At 40.0% G+C, this 18,215-nt stretch carries 14 protein-coding genes and 1 pseudogene; 10 read left to right on the forward strand and 5 right to left on the reverse strand.

Annotated features, from left to right (window positions below; all coding sequences use genetic code 11):
- The first annotated feature begins 92 nt into the window (after positions 1 to 92).
- Genes AC1TPB_RS05240 through AC1TPB_RS05250 form a run of 3 tightly spaced genes read left to right on the forward strand, consistent with a single transcriptional unit; the run spans position 93 to position 5,788 of the window.
- Positions 93 to 1,220: a glycosyltransferase family 4 protein gene (locus tag AC1TPB_RS05240; RefSeq protein WP_482075790.1), complete on the forward strand. Its 1,128-nt coding sequence runs from the start codon at positions 93 to 95 to the stop codon at positions 1,218 to 1,220.
- Between the two features lie 21 nt (positions 1,221 to 1,241).
- Positions 1,242 to 2,546, forward strand: coding sequence for a metallophosphoesterase family protein (locus AC1TPB_RS05245; RefSeq protein WP_482075536.1), 1,305 nt, complete (start codon positions 1,242 to 1,244; stop codon positions 2,544 to 2,546).
- Entirely contained in the window at positions 2,543 to 5,788 is a 3,246-nt protein-coding gene (locus AC1TPB_RS05250) for an AAA family ATPase (protein WP_482075537.1), read from the forward strand. Before AC1TPB_RS05245 ends, AC1TPB_RS05250 begins: the two co-directional genes overlap by 4 nt.
- Before the next feature lie 14 nt (positions 5,789 to 5,802).
- Here the strand turns inward: AC1TPB_RS05250 and AC1TPB_RS05255 are convergent, their stop codons facing one another.
- Complete coding sequence (locus AC1TPB_RS05255) at positions 5,803 to 6,840, reverse strand: YkvI family membrane protein (protein WP_482075538.1); 1,038 nt, start codon at positions 6,838 to 6,840, stop codon at positions 5,803 to 5,805.
- Positions 6,841 to 7,051: 211 nt separating this feature from the next.
- Between AC1TPB_RS05255 and AC1TPB_RS05260 the strand changes: the two genes are divergently transcribed.
- From AC1TPB_RS05260 to AC1TPB_RS05280, 5 genes and pseudogenes are all read left to right on the forward strand, one after another.
- Positions 7,052 to 7,624 (forward strand): xanthine phosphoribosyltransferase, encoded by a 573-nt coding sequence (locus tag AC1TPB_RS05260; RefSeq protein WP_482075539.1) that lies wholly within the window; start codon positions 7,052 to 7,054, stop codon positions 7,622 to 7,624.
- A gap of 76 nt (positions 7,625 to 7,700) precedes the next feature.
- Entirely contained in the window at positions 7,701 to 8,027 is a 327-nt protein-coding gene (locus tag AC1TPB_RS05265) for a hypothetical protein (RefSeq protein WP_482075540.1), read from the forward strand.
- A gap of 94 nt (positions 8,028 to 8,121) precedes the next feature.
- Positions 8,122 to 8,337, forward strand: a complete 216-nt coding sequence (locus tag AC1TPB_RS05270) for a hypothetical protein (protein WP_482075541.1) — start codon at positions 8,122 to 8,124, stop codon at positions 8,335 to 8,337.
- A gap of 153 nt (positions 8,338 to 8,490) precedes the next feature.
- Positions 8,491 to 8,620: pseudogene (locus AC1TPB_RS05275) on the forward strand (TFIIB-type zinc ribbon-containing protein); the annotation flags it as partial.
- Positions 8,621 to 9,132: 512 nt separating this feature from the next.
- Positions 9,133 to 9,933, forward strand: a complete 801-nt coding sequence (locus AC1TPB_RS05280) for a divergent polysaccharide deacetylase family protein (protein ID WP_482075791.1) — start codon at positions 9,133 to 9,135, stop codon at positions 9,931 to 9,933.
- Here AC1TPB_RS05280 and AC1TPB_RS05285 read toward each other — a convergent pair.
- Positions 9,910 to 10,614, reverse strand: coding sequence for an N-acetylmuramoyl-L-alanine amidase family protein (locus AC1TPB_RS05285; RefSeq protein WP_482061332.1), 705 nt, complete (start codon positions 10,612 to 10,614; stop codon positions 9,910 to 9,912). The genes AC1TPB_RS05280 and AC1TPB_RS05285 overlap by 24 nt on opposite strands.
- Before the next feature lie 137 nt (positions 10,615 to 10,751).
- Between AC1TPB_RS05285 and AC1TPB_RS05290 the strand changes: the two genes are divergently transcribed.
- Entirely contained in the window at positions 10,752 to 10,943 is a 192-nt protein-coding gene (locus AC1TPB_RS05290) for a YqzE family protein (protein ID WP_482061331.1), read from the forward strand.
- 8 nt (positions 10,944 to 10,951) lie between these two features.
- On the opposite strand, the gene AC1TPB_RS05295 is transcribed toward AC1TPB_RS05290, so the two are convergent.
- From AC1TPB_RS05295 to AC1TPB_RS05305, 3 genes are all read right to left on the reverse strand, one after another.
- Complete coding sequence (locus AC1TPB_RS05295; RefSeq protein ID WP_482075542.1) at positions 10,952 to 11,779, reverse strand: hypothetical protein; 828 nt, start codon at positions 11,777 to 11,779, stop codon at positions 10,952 to 10,954.
- Between the two features lie 146 nt (positions 11,780 to 11,925).
- Positions 11,926 to 12,852: a YqhG family protein gene (locus AC1TPB_RS05300; RefSeq protein ID WP_482075543.1), complete on the reverse strand. Its 927-nt coding sequence runs from the start codon at positions 12,850 to 12,852 to the stop codon at positions 11,926 to 11,928.
- Positions 12,853 to 13,065: 213 nt separating this feature from the next.
- The gene (locus tag AC1TPB_RS05305; RefSeq protein ID WP_482075544.1) at positions 13,066 to 14,790 is read right to left on the reverse strand and encodes a DEAD/DEAH box helicase; all 1,725 of its coding nucleotides are present in this window, start codon (positions 14,788 to 14,790) and stop codon (positions 13,066 to 13,068) included.
- Between the two features lie 563 nt (positions 14,791 to 15,353).
- Here AC1TPB_RS05305 and AC1TPB_RS05310 point away from each other — a divergent pair.
- Positions 15,354 to 17,984, forward strand: coding sequence for an adenosylcobalamin-dependent ribonucleoside-diphosphate reductase (locus AC1TPB_RS05310; protein WP_482075545.1), 2,631 nt, complete (start codon positions 15,354 to 15,356; stop codon positions 17,982 to 17,984).
- Positions 17,985 to 18,215: the final 231 nt, after the last annotated feature.

An 18,215-nucleotide genomic window follows, 5' to 3' on the forward strand; every position in this document is an offset into this window, starting at 1 on the left:
ATGAATTATTATTAGCCTATGCTTCCGATGCTACTTTTCATCTGCAGGATGATGAATATGTTTGGAATGAAAAGTTTAAGGAGTTGGTAGCTATGCAAATTTTACAAGCAATGTTTTTCCCACCTGAGCAACCAGGTGGAGTATCTTCAATGGTGCCTTATATTCAAGAGCGATTCAATCAGCTGGAATATGAGATGGAATTATTCTCTTTGCCGAAACGAATTAGAAATAAAGGAACAGATGACGTCGTATTTACAACCTTCGATGTGACACCGTTTCTCGGGAATGCACTCGTAGATAAATATATCCAAACGTATCGTGATTATTTATGGTGGGTTAAATTGCGTATCAAAAAGTCGTATGATCTTATTCATGCACATCATCCGATTGCTGCACTAGCTATGAAAGCAGTATTTCCGGACACGAAGCTTATATTGACACTCCATTCTAGCTATGAACGAGAGCTTATTTTGAATAAGAAAATAAAGGTCGATGGTATTGAGCATCGATTTCTAACAAATATATATCGTGAATTGGAAGATCGAGCAGATCGGATTTTGACCGTATCGCAAGCATTTCAAAATTATCTCACCGGTTATTTAGATGATGTGAACAGCATTAAAATTATTCCAAATGGTTTTGATGAGAAGCGCTTCCGTCCAATTGCTCATGAGAATGAAGTAGCACAATTAATATCTGTTTGTCGTCTTGTTCCAGCCAAAGGACTCGATGTATTGCTCAAAGCTTGTGCGAAGCTGAAAGAAAGAGGGCATCCGTTCGTCTTACATCTCATTGGTGACGGTCCGATCCGTAAACAATTAGAAACGATGGCCCAAGAACTTGGATTATACGATGATATTATTTTCTATGGCTATATGCTTCATCCTGAAGAGTTTATGCCTTTCTTTGATATATTTGTACTGCCGTCTCGGGCAGAGGCATTTGGTTCTGTATTTGCCGAAGCAGCGCTTTGCCAACTTGCATTAATAGGGTCAGATGTAGGTGGTATCTCCGAACAAATTGAACATGGAGTTAATGGATTATTAGTGCCTGTGGAGGATGATGCTGCGCTAGCAGATGCGTTAGAAACGGTCATTATTGATCCAGATTATAGATATCAGCTTGCTAGAGCAGCAGCAGATAAAGCGAAGCGAGATTATTCGCTGCAGCGTGTTATCGCACAACTGAACAAAGTATATCATGAAGTTTCTCAGTACTAATAATGAATAGGTGGTGCTGTAATGGCAATTCCGTTTCGCTTTATTCATGCGGCCGATTTGCATATCGACAGTCCGTTCAAAGGATTAACAACTGTACCAGCCTATGTGCGGGAGTCGCTTCTCGAAGCGACCTTCCTTGCATTTAAACGGCTTATTGATACTGCGATCGCTGAGCAGGTGCAATTTATCGTCGTAAGTGGCGATTTGTTCGATGAAAGTGATCGTTCCTTGAAAGCACAGCTATTCCTTTTGCAGCAGTATGAGCGATTAAGTCAGCATCATATTGAGATCTATATTATCCATGGCAATCATGATCATCTGGCTGCTCAGCAGATCCCATTCCCTTATCCAGATCATGTCCATGTATTTTCGAGTTCTTCCGTTTCAACAATGGCGGCGACGAATGCGGATGGAGCCATACTAGCTTATATACACGGCATATCTTATCCCACTAGACATGTGCTAGATAATCTAGCTCTGCAGTATGCGCGCGAGCCAGAGCATGGTTATCATATTGGGCTATATCATGGTAATGTCGGCAATGTTAGTGAGCATGATCCATACGCACCTTGCCAGCTGTCTGATTTATTAATGCATCAATTCAATTATTGGGCGCTAGGTCATATTCATAAGCGTCAAGTGCTGCATCAATCCCCTTATGTCGTCTATCCAGGCAATACGCAAGGACGACATCGCAAAGAAAGTGGCGACAAAGGTTGTTATCTCGTTACGGTCAATGAACAGCATGAGACAAGCCTACAATTTCTCTCATTAGCGCCGATCAGATGGCTGCAGATTTCATTAGATATTTCATCAATTGAGAATGAAGCCCAATTTATTACTGCTATTGAGCAGCATCTGGCAGCATTATTAGTAGAGCAATCACGTAGTAGCATACTACTTTCAATCGAGCTAACGGGTAGTGGCTACATTCATGAACTGCTTCAGCAAGCGGGCAATGCTGCACAAATGTTAGAGCATATTCAAGGATTGAACGAAGGCGATACAAGTGGTGAATGGTTATACATTTATCAATTACAACTACATACGCAAATGCAATATGATGAAGCGTCGCTTCGTCAGGAACAGAGCTTTATCGGAGATTTCCTAACGTATTATGAACAGTTATTGCTGCAACCAGAGCAGGTTGAGCAGTTATTTGTTGAGGCAAAGCAAGCGTTAATGCTCCATCAAGGATTGAATCGTTATGTTCGGCAAACAGGATCGGAAGTAGATGAGACGCTGCAACAGGCTCAGTTAGCCGATGCAAAGCAATTCGTATTAGAATGGCTACTTCTCCATCAAGATCAAGGGGTGAGCCTATGAAGCTATTAGAACTGAATATTAATGGGTTTGGTCAGCTGCAAAATGTAACCATGCAACTTGATGCGCCACTTGTTGTTGTCTACGGACATAATGAAGCAGGAAAAAGTACATTGTTTCAATTTATCCACACGATGCTATTCGGATTTTCCAGAAAAAATCAAGTAGGTCGCTTTCTGGAACCCGTATACGGAGGAAGCCACGGCGGTAGTATTGTTTTTAAGACGGATAACGATGAAATCTACCAGCTAACGCGTTATCGAGAACAGCATCAAGGTAAAGCACAGCTTGCGCGAGCTGAGAAGGATCATCGTCAAGAAAGATACATCCCGATAACGACCTCATCGATAGTGGAGCAAGCTGCTTTAGAACGTAATTACTTATCGGGTATTAACGCTCGATTATTTCAACAGCTAAGCGCGATTACTTTGAATGAATTACAAGCAACAAGTGTTATGACAGAGAGTGAATTAAGTCAATATTTGTATCACGCGAGCTGGGAAAGTGGTAAGCAGCTTGCCGAGTTAGAGAAGCAGTTAGTAGCAGAACAGGACAAGCTTTTTAAGCCAAGAGGACAAAATCAGCCTCTTATTAAGGAGCTGAAACAATATGAACAGCTGCAGCAGCAATATAAGCAAGTGGAGATGGAGCTTGAACAATATTATGCTGTTCAATTAGAGCTTGAGCAATGTGAACGGCGCCATGAAGAGCTACAGTTGCAGCTTGCCTTGCAGCAGAGTACGGTTCAGCTAATGAACCGAGCAATGTCTCAGCGAGAATGGTGGTTAGAGCAGCAAGAGGTTCGTTGGCAGCTTGAGCAGTTACAAAATGTCCGAGAGCTACCGCATGGTTTTTCGCAGCAAGTAGCGCAAATCATAGCTGGTGAGCAACAGATTGCAGATGAGCTTAGACAATGGCAAGTCGCACAAGAGCAATTGGAGCAGGAAATCGCAGTTATTCGCGTTGATGAAGCTATGATCGAGCGGGCAGCGACGGTAGAACATTATATACAATTAGGCAATGCCATTATGGAGCAGCAACTACAATTAACGGTTCGTCAGGATGAGCTAGAGCAGCTTGAGCAGGTCGCTCGGGAGCTACAATTACAATTACCTAATTATTGGACCGAGCAACAGTTAAGACAGCTTAATCCGTCAATGGAGCAACTTACGCAGTATGAACAACTAAGATTAACAAAGCAGCAGTTACAGCTTAAGCAGCAGCAGTTCGTTCAAAGCCAGCATCATTACGATCAGCAATTACTGACACTCGATCAGCAAATGATAGTAACGAAAACGGATCTAGAGCAAGTCGCACAACAACTGAAAATCGTTCAGCAACAATATCATTTATTACCACAAACAATATCCGAGCTACATGAAGCAACGATTATTTTAGAAGAAGCATATCGTCAATATGACTATGAAAGAATGAATGAGCAATCGACAGAGCGAAGTATATTGGTGGACAATAATACTGTTCATGCGATTAACGGTGGTGCCAATGCAGCCCGTGACATTAGTAAAGGCAAAGGTGGAAGGTCTCACCACAAGGAATTTGGCTTGATGTCGGTTGTTCTGCTAACTACCTTATCAAGTATCATTGCGATTTTCACGCTTTTAGTAGCAAGTAAAGTTTTCCTTAGTCAATGGAGTAGCTGGTTATCTCCGGTACTTATTATAATGACCTTGATCGTTGTATTAATGACAGGGATGGCTTGGCCTAGTCAGCGCAATAGACAACGATACGGAGAAAAAAAGCAAAGCGGCGAGCAAGTTGAAGGATTAAAAGGTTTATATCGAGCGTTATCACTTATTATAGAACTTAATCAACCGATCAATGAAAGCAATTACTACGATTTTCGCAGAGCGTTGAAAGAACAGATCGGATCGCTACAATTATTGTTGAATCGGAGGGAACAATTAGAGCAACAGGCTGCAAAGCTTGCACAACAGGCCGAGCAATTGGAACTAGATCAACATAAGATCGATCATCAGCTAGAGCAGCTACAAGCTCAGCTTGATCAAGTTGATCAACAATGGATACAATTTGCCGAGCAACTCCAGTTGCCTTCATTCTGCCAATGTGAACATTTTCAAGAGGTTACGAAGCTGTATCGCAATATACAGCATCACTATTCGAGCTGTGACAAACAAAGGTTGATGATTGCTCAATATGAAGGGCAAATTGATCAATATGTAGATGATGTATATGGCTTAACGCAGCTTGTCTGGCTTCATCCACTGCCAGAAGGCACACAACAGCTTCAATTGTCCAATATGCGCAGCCAAATTCAGCAGCAAAAGGAAAGATTGGCGGAGCGTGAATCGCTACAACAACAATTACAGCAATTGCAGAAGCAACAATTGGTTAAGCAGCAGGAGTTGCAGCAATGGCATCGTCAATTAGCGCAATGCTATGAGCAGTGCCAAGCTACGACGATTGGTGAACTATTAGTTATTGTAGAGCAAGTAAAGTCATATGAATTATGGCAAGTGAAATACGAGCGATTATCATTACAACGAAAGGCTGGTCTTACTGCTGAAGAAGTTGATGATTTGGATCATATGTTCACCCAGTATGATGGAGATGGAATACGTGAGAAAGCAGTATCCGAGCGGCAAGTCTTAGATGATTTGCGAATAGCGCAGCAGCAGCTATTAGAGCAGAAGGGGAGAATGCTGCAGCAGCGAGAACGATTAGTCAGTTCTGATGAGCATCAACAGCTTCAGATGAAAAAGGAAGCGATCATGACGCAAATTGACACATATATTGCACAATATATGAAGCTTTCGCTTAGTAAATTGCTTATTAAAAACACGAAGGAGAAGTACGAACAGCAACGCCAACCTGCTGTACTTCTTAAAGCAGCATACTATTTTGCCAAACTGACAAATGGTTCTTATACGCAAATTATTGGCAATGCAGAGCGTGGAACATTGCAATTACGTGCTGCCAATGGAGCGTTAGTTGAAAGTGAATTACTAAGTAGAGGTGCCTCTGAACTACTTTATTTATGTATTCGACTTGCTATTCATGAGGCAGCGGTCAATCATATTAATTTACCATTAGTGCTAGACGACCCTTGTGTGAATTTTGATATGTTGCGTATGCAATCGGCGATGGAACTATTAAGCGAAATATCTACTGATCGCCAGCTATTGTACTTTACTTGTCATCCCCATACGAGGGATCAATTACAATCCGTATGCGACAATGCAGTTACTATTATGCTTGAGCGATAATATGGTATGTAAATTCAGTCTAGTTTTTTGCGAGCGATAAGCAGAAACCAACCTAGACTAATAAAACCAAATGCCGGATAGAGCGTTGAAAGTAGTACACCAAAACCGATCTGACTTAACAAATAGCACAGAATCAGGACAAACATAACGATCAAATTAATAGATAGCTTCGATCTCTCATGAATTTGTAACGCTAATCCGTACACATCAGCGAGTAATGTTGTAAATACTTCAGCAAATATAATACAAATATAGATGACATAGATGTAGGGGCTTAAACTTCTCGCAATTCCCCCCATAGGGATAGCGAATTGGGTAATACCTGGCATATGGGCTGATAATGCGATATGACCAACCATTAGCATAAAGCCAATTCCGATACCTCCAATGATCGAGCCCCACTTAATAATGATCGGCTTTGATGTTTGTGCACCGATAGGTACAAGAACAGCCTGAGCGAGTGACAGATTGAATGCCGTATAGAGGAATGGTGTACTAACGACTGTCCACAGTGGGAAATCGGTATGCGCGCGTAGAAAGTTGCTTGTATACGGCGACTCTAATGTATCGAGAAAAATAATAAATGTGAACACAAGCATAATAGGAACGACAATTGAATTAACTGCGATAATAGCTGTTAGTCCTTTTCGGAGTAAGAAATAGCAGACAAGACAAGTGGCGATCAAGCCTAGCTGATAAGGCAAATTCCAATTTTCATAAAATACAGTCCCGGCTCCAGCTAGCATAACAGCAGATACACCGAGCAGGACGACAATCATGAAAATACTAATTAAAGAGCCAAATCGTTGTCCAAATAAAGCAATGTTCAAATCTTCATATGACTTAGCTTTAATCTGTTGAGCTAATAGCATGACTTTATTGCCAAGCCATATAAATAAAAAAGTAGAGGCTATAATTGCGATTGTACCCCATTGGCCATACTTTGTGAAAAATTGTAATATTTCTTGACCAGTCGCAAATCCGGCTCCAACGATCGTGCCCATGTAAATTGCCGCGATTTGTAGCGATTTGATCCAGTCTTGTCTGTTCATAAGCTTCCCTCACTTCAACAATAGGTAGTTCACTTTTATTATTGTATGAAGGGAAATAGACAAGCATGACAAGCATTGGATTTTTGTGCAAAGCTTATGCGATTTGACTTGCAGAAAGTAGCCAAATATTTGGAGATATGACTACATTGCTTGCTAGAAGTGCGAACCTGTGTTATTTTACGTAAAAAGAGAAATTGGCGGAGGGATATATATGGAACAGTTAAAACAAAGAATTTTAGAGGAATCTGCTATTGTATCAAATGATATTTTAAGATTGGATTCAATTATTAATCAGCAAGTAGATCCTTCGCTAATTATGGATATGGGTAAGGAACTTGCAGCACGTTTCGCTGATGAAGGAATTACGAAGGTGTTAACCATTGAAGCTTCAGGGATTCCAGCTGCTTTTGCGACAGCATTACAACTGAGTGTACCATTAGTGTTTGCTAGACGTAAGCAAACCGTTATTAATGATCCTGATTCATATATTGAAAGAGTTCCTTCTTTCACAAAAGGCATGGTATCTGATCTTGTTATATCTAAGCAATTTTTAAGTGAGACGGATAGAATTTTGTTCATTGATGATATTATTGCAAATGGTGACGGAGCTCGTGGTATCGTGAAAATTATCGAGCAATCAGGCGCTAAACTGATTGGGATGGGCATTGTAGTAGAAAAATCTTTCCAAGCTGGCGGAGATTATTTCCGTGAGCAAGGGGTACGTGTAGAATCACTTGTGAAAATTGCTTCCCTAAATTCTGGAGAAGTTATTTTCAAAGACTAGCTTTCAAGTAAATGTAGTTGTGATTACGTTAGTTCATCTTATATAATAGAAGTAATACTGAGGGGAGGCGTAAGCTATGGGACATATTACAGAACAATTCTTCAATGAAAAGATTACTAGTGCAAAGGTATCCTTTGAACGTGCACTAGATTGTAAGCATACAGAATTTGATGATCTATATCCATACATGCTTGAGCATCCTCAATTTTTCTGGTATAAACGTTATGTGGCATGGTCCGAATTACTTACGATCGTTAAGCTATGCAACGAGTTATCTAGTGAATGGAAAGATCAGTTTACAGATAAGCAAATTAATTATATTGAGAAGCAAGTTATGTCTTCTCGTGTATTAGATGAATGGTACGAAACGAATGATTCCAAAGAGCATGCCATTAATGAATAAATAGATCGCAAAAATCTTAATGATTCGCTTGCAAGCGTCCATTGAGATTTTTTTGTAAACTATCTAGCTATAAAAAGTTTTAGGAGCGATTGAAATGATATCTGACGATCAATTGAATGAATACCGTGTTTCAGGTGAAATGATTCGAGTAGTTCGTGATAATCTTGAAAGTAATGATGTGCAAGGTATTGTTGTAGCTTGGGATGACAGCACTGTCATGGTACGTAAGAAGAGTAGACGAGTTGTTAAGTTAAATCGAGACTATGTATATATTGCTGCGACGGAGGAAAGACCAATTATCGTAAACTAACAAAAAGTTTTAGTAAATGCTTTCGAAGCTACTTTTTGTTTATAAGTAGTAAGTCGGGAAGCTAACAAAAAGTTTTAGTTAATGCTTTCGAAGCTACTTTTTGTTTACAAGTAGTAAGTCGGGAAGCTAACAAAAAGTTTTAGGAGTGATGGTATGAAATGTCCAGTATGTGATCAAGTAACGTTACGTGAAGTTGAGAAAAGTGGAGTATTAATTGATGTTTGTCCTAGTTGCAAAGGAGTATGGCTTGATCGTGGAGAACTAGAGAAATTAATGCAAAGTCTTAATGAGACGCACGCAGAATTTGAACAATTGCAATCACAAGCAGCTGCACAGAATCTTAGAACTCCAAACGATCAATCCTATAATCCCAATGAACAAAGAGCTAATCAAGCCCCATATAGTCAACAATCTTATGGACACGAGCAACCGAACTATCAACAACCGAACTACCAACAACAGAATTATCAACAACCGAACTATCAGCAGCAACAGCAGCCATATTATAAAGACGGTCATAAGCAATCAGACGATAAGTATGGATACGATAAATACGGTCGTCCATATAAGAAAAAGAAAAGAACAGTATTTAGTGTGTTTGAAGATTTGTTCGATTAAATATATGTTATTACTTGCATGAGCTAAGTCTATTTTGATATCGATAATAAAAAAAGAAGCGCGATCTACAAAAGATGGATAATCTTTGGATCGTGCTTCTTTTTGTTTGAATACATAAGTTACTGGAAATAGGGTAATATAATGACAGATTTTCCGAATATGGAAGGTGTTGAAATGATGAAAACCCAAAAAATATCGATCGGTATAACTGCACTTATAATGGCAGTGACATGCTTCATGGAAGGACAAGATAAAGTATATAGTGAGACAATGAAAACGAATACTCATCTGATGGCAATTGTCATTGATGATCTAGGCAATAGTATGGATGGAACAGAGGCGATCTTAAAACTAGATATCCCTATAACGGTAGCTGTAATGCCTTTTCTACCTTCGACAACAAAGGATGCCGAAGATGCATATAAGACAGGTCATGAGGTCATTGTTCATATGCCGATGGAACCGAATAAAGGTTTAAAAAAGTGGTTAGGTCCTGGAGCATTAACGGCTGATCTTACCGATGCGGAAATTCGTCAAAAAGTTGAACAAGCTATTGATAATGTCCCACATGCAGTTGGTATGAATAATCATATGGGCTCAAAAATTACTTCTGATGAACGTATTATGCGAATTGTACTGCAAGTGTGTAAAGAACGAAATTTCTATTACTTGGATAGTAAAACGACATCGCGATCTGTTGTGGCAAAGGTAGCAACTGAGTTAGGAGTCCCGTATGTGGAAAATCAGTTATTTCTAGACGATGTTTATAGTGCAGAGCATGTTCACAAACAAATGCAGAAAGCATTTGAGCTTATGGAACGCCAACAAAATACAATTATGATTGGACATGTTGGTGCTCCAGGAAAATACACATCAAGTGAAATAATACGGGCTATACCTGAACTGTTCCGACGCGGTCAACTCGTTCACATAAGTGAGTTAATTCGTAACAGCTTAATTGATCCAGAGATAATGTAGCACTCCGTTTGCAATTGCTGAAGCAATTTTTGTTTGTTCATTGCTTGTGATAAGACGCTCACGATCAGTAGCATTACTAATAAACCCTAGCTCCACGAGCACTGCGGGTGACTTAATATGTTTGAGTAAATAGAAAGTTTTTACTGGAACGACATTTTTGGAAGTGTCAAATAAATCATTCATAGATGCTTGAATGTTAGTTGCTAATAATGCACTTTCTCCAGTGTGCTGATGCAACACAAGTGGACCGTGTGCTCTAGCATTAGTTGTGGCATTAACATGTAAGCTAATGAATACGACATGTTCAATTTCACGAGTTAACCCCATTCGTTGTGACAAGTCTTTAAGATGACGAGATGAGGTTTTATGCCACTGATTATCCTCACTCAAAGCATAGTCATCTGTTCGATTAAGTATCGTCGGAATACCGTTACTTTGTAAGATCACGTATAATTTTTTGGCAATAGCCAAATTAATATCTTTTTCCATTATATTTTCGTAAGAGGCACCACCATCAATACCTCCATGACCTACGTCAATGATTACCGCAGTGGAAGGAAACATAATATCTGTGGAAATTTCATCTTCTGTGTTTGATGCTTGAATTGTAATTGGCGAGAAAATGATAATCGCAATGAGAGTACAAAGTAAAATCTTTAGTTGAACGTAATGGTTTTTCATTCTATTCCAGCCTCTCTTTAACTTATGAAGTGAATATTGATTTAGGATGGCTTTCGGACATTGTTTTCATGCATGAATGGAGTGGAGAGGAAGAGGGGAATACTCTATAAAGATAGTTCAAGAGGAGGTAATTAATAATGGCTAAAATATCCGGTCAAGAATATGTGCAATATATTACAGAACAGCTTGTAGAATATATGGAGACGCCCGTTGCTGAACGTAGACAAGCAAAAAAAGCAGCCAAAGCTACGAAAGAGCAATGGCTACCGAAATGGTTTGGTGTTGGTGGAGAATCTCTGTTAATGTGGATTAAGAAAAAGGAAAAATAATTTCAGTATTATGGTTTGTAAAAATTACCATATTCTAGCAGAAAATCGTAGGGTATATATCTCTTCAAATGTTCATCATCTTGTTGTAGTTCAACATACAAATCAAATAATTCCCACTCCTGATAGCCTGTTACGGAGTAGATAGCTTCGATTTGATCACTCCATATCGAGCTTGTATAGCGTAATTGACTGCCAAATTCAATTAAGTTTTCAATTGAGGTACAATCTTCAAATTCGGAATTCAAGGCAGTCGTTGTTAGCCAAGGCATAACATCATAAGGGGCAAAATATGATTGATAGTCATAACCAGTCAATAAGGCATGAGAGAATACTAATCCATGCCTTATTTGATTTTGTATGGAAACATTAGCTTCAATTAAATGTTTAGAGCTTAGATCATATTGTTCTGATGTAAATGGTTCGAAATATTGATTAGAATTGTTCACTTGCTGAGATACGACCATATGTAGCGGATCGTAATAACGTAATTTAAATCTATTGGTAGATAAATATTGAAGGGAGTCGTCCGAACCTACACCGTACTCCCCTAGTACATAACCACCATAACCATCACTGTGTATGACCATATATCCGATTGTACCTAGTTTGTGATGCTGAATTAACATTAACCAACTATGTGTTCCTGGACCAAGTGGAGATATCGTAAGCTCCGCATTTTTCCAATTTGCAAAATCAGGTTGATTCGTTAATTCATCGACCCATAATTCCCCTTGTTCTTTAACGGTTAGCGATTGAACATTAGCGTGAATAGTTTCCGAAGTCATTATTGAAAAATTCACGCAGAGCACAGTAGCGATCACTAATCGAATGATCATTTTTGACAATGGTTTTATATGCATTACATCACCTCATTAGTAGTATAGTGGACATGCTTTAAGAAGACTGTTATATATTGTCATCCATAAACAGCATCATGAAGTTCTTTTTTTGCCGATAAGATGCACAAGTCGTCATATGTTCACTAATCAATACCATCGAGATGAAATAATCCGCAGTTTATGACAGACACCGTTATTCTCGGCTCGTATTGCCAACGAATTTCTTCTTCACGTTTATGAAGTAAGCCACGAACATTATCACGATGCTCCTCATCTTCTGCATGTTCCAGCATTGGTTCATAATAGCTAGCTAATCTTGCAAGCTCCTCGATCAATCTTGTTTGTGCATCCTCTGCCCAACGATAGTCATAACTTTTTAATTTACGTTCAATCGTCTGCTCGGCAATAGTTAAAGCTTTTGCATACGCTATGCCGTTTTTGGCAATATGAATATTGGGCGGAATACGTGGAGATAGCTTAAGCTGCTCTAGCTGCTCATGAAATTGCTCTACGCAGTGACCAGTGACGAGCGATATACCGAGACTATGAATTTCTTCTCGCTTGCGATCGGAGCTGAATTCTACACAGAAATTAATGCCAAGCCATACCGTATATGGTCTAGATGCATAAGGATGAAGTGCCTTCGCGCTGGGCTCTTGAAATAGGCAAACATAACTACCATTGTTTTGAGTGGACTGAAAGAGCTGATCAAGTCGACCAGAGCCATAGTGCAGATGTTCCCTTGGTACGCGTGCGATTGGTTTCGGAACAAGTCCGTATGCTCTTTCAAAGCCAGACTCAGCAGCCGTTTTTACAACAGGCTCTACCAACGGAGTAGATTCAACTAGTTCATTATATTTATCATCATCAGTTACGAAGAGAAAACTCATCGTCTCAGGGGTTTCATTGACACGATCGATAAAACTCCAGTAATAATGCCGGTTCGTTAATTCACGATCTGCTGCTGGAGATAGCTTAACTTTGAAATGATAAGGTGACTTCTCAAGAATAGAGCATTGCGTTGCATCTAAATATCGCTGCACAAAGCGATGAATCTCTTTGCTGTTCATAGTGACCCTCCTAAAACTTTTCATGTAACGACTATGAGTAACTTCTTAGCAATGAAAAGTTGCATCGGAAGCATAAACTAAAACTTTTCATGTAACGACTATGAGTAACTTCTTAGCAATGAAAAGTTGCATCGGAAGCATAAACTAAAACTTTTCATGTAACATCTATGGGTGAACATCTTTAGCAATGACTAATAACATGATTTGCATAGGTTATCGCTTAGTTTTGTCTTTCATCTTGTGAATGGTGCTACCTATGACATCAAGTTCTTCTTCTAGCTGTTTATTACTTTCTGATTGCAGAATAGCTTTAGCGAGACGCTGCTCAATCGATCCGTCACGACTTTCTAGTTTTTCAAGAATATCATCCAATCCACCGATAACAAGCTCGAATAGGTTGATCTTTTCATGTAATAAATGCAGAATATGCTCCTCGATGGTTCCTTGTGTACATAAATTGAAAATATGAACATCATGGGTTTGACCAAGACGATGAACACGCCCAATTCGTTGTTCCACGCGCATCGGATTCCACGGAAGATCAAAGTTAATCATATGGTGACAGAATTGCAGATTAATTCCTTCACCGCCTGCTTCCGTTGCGATGAGAACTTTTGCCTTACCACGGAAAAGATCCATCATCCAATCCTTTTTACCACGATTCATACCACCCCGATAAGGAACAGCGGAGATGCCATGTGATTGGAAAAATTGCAATAAATATTCTTGTGTCGCACGATATTCCGTGAACAAGATAACTTTTTCATCGCATTTTTGAATGATTTCCAGAGCTTTCTCAGCCTTCGAATTGGATGTAATGCCACGAATTTTTTCAACAATATCCCAAATCTGCGCGCGCATCGGCGATTCTTCACTAGTCTTCTTGAACATATTGACGAGCGTGAGAAATACGGCATCGCGACTACTACAAACTTCTCGTTGTAGCGTGACAAGGGAAAGCATACTGCTCATATCGATGCTGTCTTCCTGAGCGCGTTGCTTCACAAAGCTCGTCACGGCGTCATATAGTGCTTGTTCTTCGGTAGAAAGCTGGAGCGTAATGTTTTTTACAATTCGCTTTGTAAAATGAATACCGCCATCACCACGCCGATTACGAATCATAATGGATGAGAGAACATCTTGCAGCTGGTCTTCATTTTTCGGAATACGTTTATCAACAACATAATTGCTAGTAAAATCGCTTTGCGCACCTAGCTGACCTGGTTTTAACAGAGAAATAAGGTTAAATAGCTCATCAAGATTATTTTGAATTGGCGTTGCCGTAAGCAATAGACAATATTTTTTACTTAATTGAGTAGCAAATTGATAGTTGGTCGTTTTTTTGTTTTTCAATTTATGGGCTTCATCAATAATGATTAGATCATAATCGGTAGCAAGAACCGCTGCGCGATGTGGATCACGCTTGGCAGTATCAATGGAAGCGACAACGATATCATAGCCCCAACTATGTGCTTTTTTTTGCGCGACAGCAGTGATACCGAATTTCTGATTAAGTTCTCGAACCCATTGCAATACTAAAGAGGCTGGTACAAGAATTAATGCACGCTTAACTAACCCTCGCACAATATATTCCTTCAATATAAGACCAGCTTCAATCGTTTTCCCTAATCCGACTTCATCAGCTAGAATTGCCCTTCCGCCCATTTCATGTAACACTCGCTGTGCTGTATCCAGTTGATGTGGCATCGGTTCTAGTGCGGGAAGCGAACGTAAACATTGCAGCTCTTCAAAGCTATCGATAACGGTTGCTTGCTTAGCTTCCATCGCTAATTGATACATGGACCATTGATCCCATGGCCCGTTATGCTCGATACGCTGCTGTAATTGTTGAAACCATTGGCGCTCGAACGTTGTTTGAACGGCAGGATGAATAAGCTTATGTACAAAATCTTCTGGTTGTATGAGGTGGTTGTTCATAGTTTCTCCTTTAATATGAGATAGGTAGTTCAAAACATCCACTCGTGATCACGATGATTATGCTAACGTAGCTAAGTCGGCGGCGAATATGCCCCCCATCGAAAGCCTGTGTGTGCTCACGTACACAATAACGTACGCTGTGCTACTCGTTTCCGCTGTGGGGCATCTTCTTGGTGCTGACAAGCGAATGTTTTGAACCTTTATTGGAAGCTTCGAACAATTGAACGCTCGTGTACTAGTAGCGTACACATTACTGGGTTTTGTTACATTGCTTGTGATCACCTTCTTGGTGGGAGCCAAGTGAATGTTTTGAGTCTTCATCGGAAAAAATAGTTCAAAAAGCCTGCTTATTGAACTTGTATTTCTATTATTCCCTAAATGGCAGCGACATAATCTCTCGCTGAGAGGTTGCTTACAAGTGGCTAAAGGAGTATCAATTTTCACGATTTGCTCAGATAAAATTAATGTAATAAAAACTTCATAATTTAATTAATAAAACTATATATAGTATGATATAATAATTTTGTTACTACATATGGTTATAATGAAGAGGAGCGACTAATATGAGTGGTTTAACAGGATTAAGTGAAAAAATATTTCTAGATAGATATGCTCGCAAAAATGCAGAAGCGTCAAAGGTAGAAGTTGGTGATACGGTTCTAGTATTGTTAAAGGATGATCTTGCATTTCCTGTCAAGGAGGCAGGGGAAGTATTGTCACGTCAAGGCGAGCAAGTTGAAGTGAAAATGCGTAGTGGTGACATTGTGCAATCAACGGTCAGTAAACTGACACATACGCTAGAGAAAACTCCCGAAGAAATGTGGTCTAGACTTGCCGAGGCGATGTCATCTGTTGAAGATGCGGATAAGAAAGCACTTTGGCAAGAGAGATTTCAATATATATTAGATGATTGGAAGCTAGTGCCTGGTGGACGTATTGCTGCAGGGGCAGGTGCAAGTGATGAATTAACATTATTCAACTGCTATGTTATTCCATCTCCAGAAGATAGTCGTGGTGGAATTATGGCGACACTGGCGGAAATGACGGAAATTATGGCACGCGGTGGCGGAGTAGGTATTAATTTATCTTCACTACGTCCGAAGAGAGCGGTTGTTGTGGGCGTCAATGGTTCATCAAGCGGAGCGGTATCATGGGGCGGATTATTCAGTTACACAACTGGATTGATCGAACAAGGTGGTAGTCGCCGCGGCGCATTAATGCTAATGATTAATGACTGGCATCCAGATGTATTAGAATTTATTACGGTAAAGCAGTCTGCGGGCAAGATTACGAATGCCAATCTCTCCGTATGTGTGAGCGATGGTTTTATGGAGGCTGTTAAGCTAGATAGCGACTGGGAGCTTGTATTCCCTGACACGACAGAAGATGGATATGATGAGCTATGGACTGGAGATCTAGCTGCTTGGAAAGCACTAGGAAAAAAAGTAATCGTTCATAAGACGGTTAAAGCACGTGAAATCTGGACGGCCATTATTGAATCGGCATGGAAATCAGCAGAGCCAGGCGTTGTATTTTTGGAACGCTACAATAATATGTCTAACAGCTGGTATTTCAACCCGATTATTGCGACTAATCCGTGCGGAGAACAAGGATTACCTGCATGGGGTGTATGTAACTTATCTGCTATTAATCTGTCCAAGTTTTATGATGAAGAAAGTGATGATGTTGCTTGGGATGAGCTTGCGAAAGTGACCAATTGGTCGGTACGCTTCCTTGATAATGTGATCGACAAAACGCCGTATCATTTCCCTGAGAATGAAAGTAATCAGAAGAAAGAACGTCGTATCGGGCTAGGAACGATGGGACTTGCGGAATTGATGATTAAGCTGAAGGTTCGTTATGGATCGCCGGAATCTTTAGTTTTCCTTGATAAATTATACGGTTTTATTGCAAGAGAGGCTTATCTGGCTTCTGCTGAAATAGCAGGTGAGAAAGGGAGCTTTACCGCATTTGATAGCGAATTGTATTTGCAAAGCGGATTTATGAAAGAGATTGTTGCTGAATTCCCAGAAGTGCAGGCAGCAATTGAGGCTACAGGAATGCGTAACGTAACGGTAATTACGCAGGCACCTACAGGCAGTACCGGAACAATGGTAGGAACTTCTACTGGAATAGAGCCTTATTTTGCATTCGAATATTATCGTCAAAGTCGTCTCGGATTCGATGTACAGTATGTTCCAATCGCACAGCAATGGCTTGATGCTCATCCGAATGAGCAATTGCCTGACTACTTTGTTACGGCAATGACATTAACTGCGGAGGATCATATTCGAGTGCAGGCAGCCATTCAGCGCTGGGTAGATAGTTCAATCTCTAAGACGGCGAACTGCCCAAGTGATTTTACTGTTGAAGAAACAGAAAAACTGTATGAGTTAGCTTACGAATTAGGCTGCAAAGGGGTAACAATCTATCGTGACGGTAGTCGTGATGTACAAGTTCTATCTACGGCACCGAGTAAAGAAGAAGTGAAGAAGGAAACGATTGTTAATGTAGAGCCGAAGAAGGAAGCTATAGCAGTTATAGATGTCGAGCAACAAGAAAGTAATGTTTCTACAGCATCAGTAGCGTCGTATTCTGCTGGGCCAATCGATGTAAGTGGCAAAGTAGTAGAATCCATTAATGAGGATCGTCAATATAAACGCCGCCCGCAAGTACTGAAAGGGGCAACGTATCGCATGAATACGCCGCTTGGTATGGCGTATATCACGATTAATGATCTCGATGATGTTCCGTCAGAGATATTCTTAATTGTTGGTAAAGCGGGATCAGATGTATTTGCGATGGCAGAAGCACTTGGCCGGGTTTGTTCATTATTCCTCCGTTATGGTGATCATGGCAATAAAGTTGCGCTACTCATTAAGCATTTGAAAGGAATCGGCGGAACTGGAGCAATTGGCTTTGGTAACAATCGTGTTGAATCGATTGCTGATGCTGTAGCGAAGGCATTAGAAATGCATTTGCAAGCGAAGGTTGATGAGCCGGAGTACGAGCAAATGGAGCTTGCAGGGAAGTTTCTAGCAGAGGATCTCGTGCCTCATGCTGCAACAACTATTGGACATCAGCATAGTGCACATGATGGCATCGATCTTTGTCCATCTTGTGGATCAGCAGCCTTGATCAATATTGAGGGATGTAAGCAATGTAACTCTTGTGGCTATAGTAGATGTAATTGAGAAGTGTCAGAATCTCTAAGGAAAGTAATTGAATAACTAGACGAATCATAGCAAAATATAGCTTTCTTGTTCAGAAACATCAACGTATAAAGTGGCGGGAATATGCTCGATTAAAACAAATATAGGGTGTCACAATAGTGACACCTTATATTTGTGTTTCGTTAAAGTTGAAAGAGAAATACATTTATCTAACTTATTTGATTAATTATCATATACTGAAATAAGTCGATT

This window comes from Paenibacillus sp. Y951 (assembly GCF_056786395.1).

What these genes read in the sequence shown, in the direction of transcription:
- AC1TPB_RS05265 (WP_482075540.1), top strand. Translation starts at nt 7,701, where the DNA reads ATGGGACATATTACAGAACAATTCTTCAATGAAAAGATTACTAGTGCA.
- AC1TPB_RS05295 (WP_482075542.1), bottom strand. Translation starts at nt 11,779, where the DNA reads ATGATCATTCGATTAGTGATCGCTACTGTGCTCTGCGTGAATTTTTCA.
- AC1TPB_RS05250 (WP_482075537.1), top strand. Translation starts at nt 2,543, where the DNA reads ATGAAGCTATTAGAACTGAATATTAATGGGTTTGGTCAGCTGCAAAAT.
- AC1TPB_RS05310 (WP_482075545.1), top strand. Translation starts at nt 15,354, where the DNA reads ATGAGTGGTTTAACAGGATTAAGTGAAAAAATATTTCTAGATAGATAT.
- AC1TPB_RS05240 (WP_482075790.1), top strand. Translation starts at nt 93, where the DNA reads ATGCAAATTTTACAAGCAATGTTTTTCCCACCTGAGCAACCAGGTGGA.
- AC1TPB_RS05245 (WP_482075536.1), top strand. Translation starts at nt 1,242, where the DNA reads ATGGCAATTCCGTTTCGCTTTATTCATGCGGCCGATTTGCATATCGAC.
- AC1TPB_RS05285 (WP_482061332.1), bottom strand. Translation starts at nt 10,614, where the DNA reads ATGAAAAACCATTACGTTCAACTAAAGATTTTACTTTGTACTCTCATT.
- AC1TPB_RS05270 (WP_482075541.1), top strand. Translation starts at nt 8,122, where the DNA reads ATGATATCTGACGATCAATTGAATGAATACCGTGTTTCAGGTGAAATG.
- AC1TPB_RS05255 (WP_482075538.1), bottom strand. Translation starts at nt 6,840, where the DNA reads ATGAACAGACAAGACTGGATCAAATCGCTACAAATCGCGGCAATTTAC.
- AC1TPB_RS05300 (WP_482075543.1), bottom strand. Translation starts at nt 12,852, where the DNA reads ATGAACAGCAAAGAGATTCATCGCTTTGTGCAGCGATATTTAGATGCA.
- AC1TPB_RS05305 (WP_482075544.1), bottom strand. Translation starts at nt 14,790, where the DNA reads ATGAACAACCACCTCATACAACCAGAAGATTTTGTACATAAGCTTATT.
- AC1TPB_RS05290 (WP_482061331.1), top strand. Translation starts at nt 10,752, where the DNA reads ATGGCTAAAATATCCGGTCAAGAATATGTGCAATATATTACAGAACAG.
- AC1TPB_RS05280 (WP_482075791.1), top strand. Translation starts at nt 9,133, where the DNA reads ATGAAAACCCAAAAAATATCGATCGGTATAACTGCACTTATAATGGCA.
- AC1TPB_RS05260 (WP_482075539.1), top strand. Translation starts at nt 7,052, where the DNA reads ATGGAACAGTTAAAACAAAGAATTTTAGAGGAATCTGCTATTGTATCA.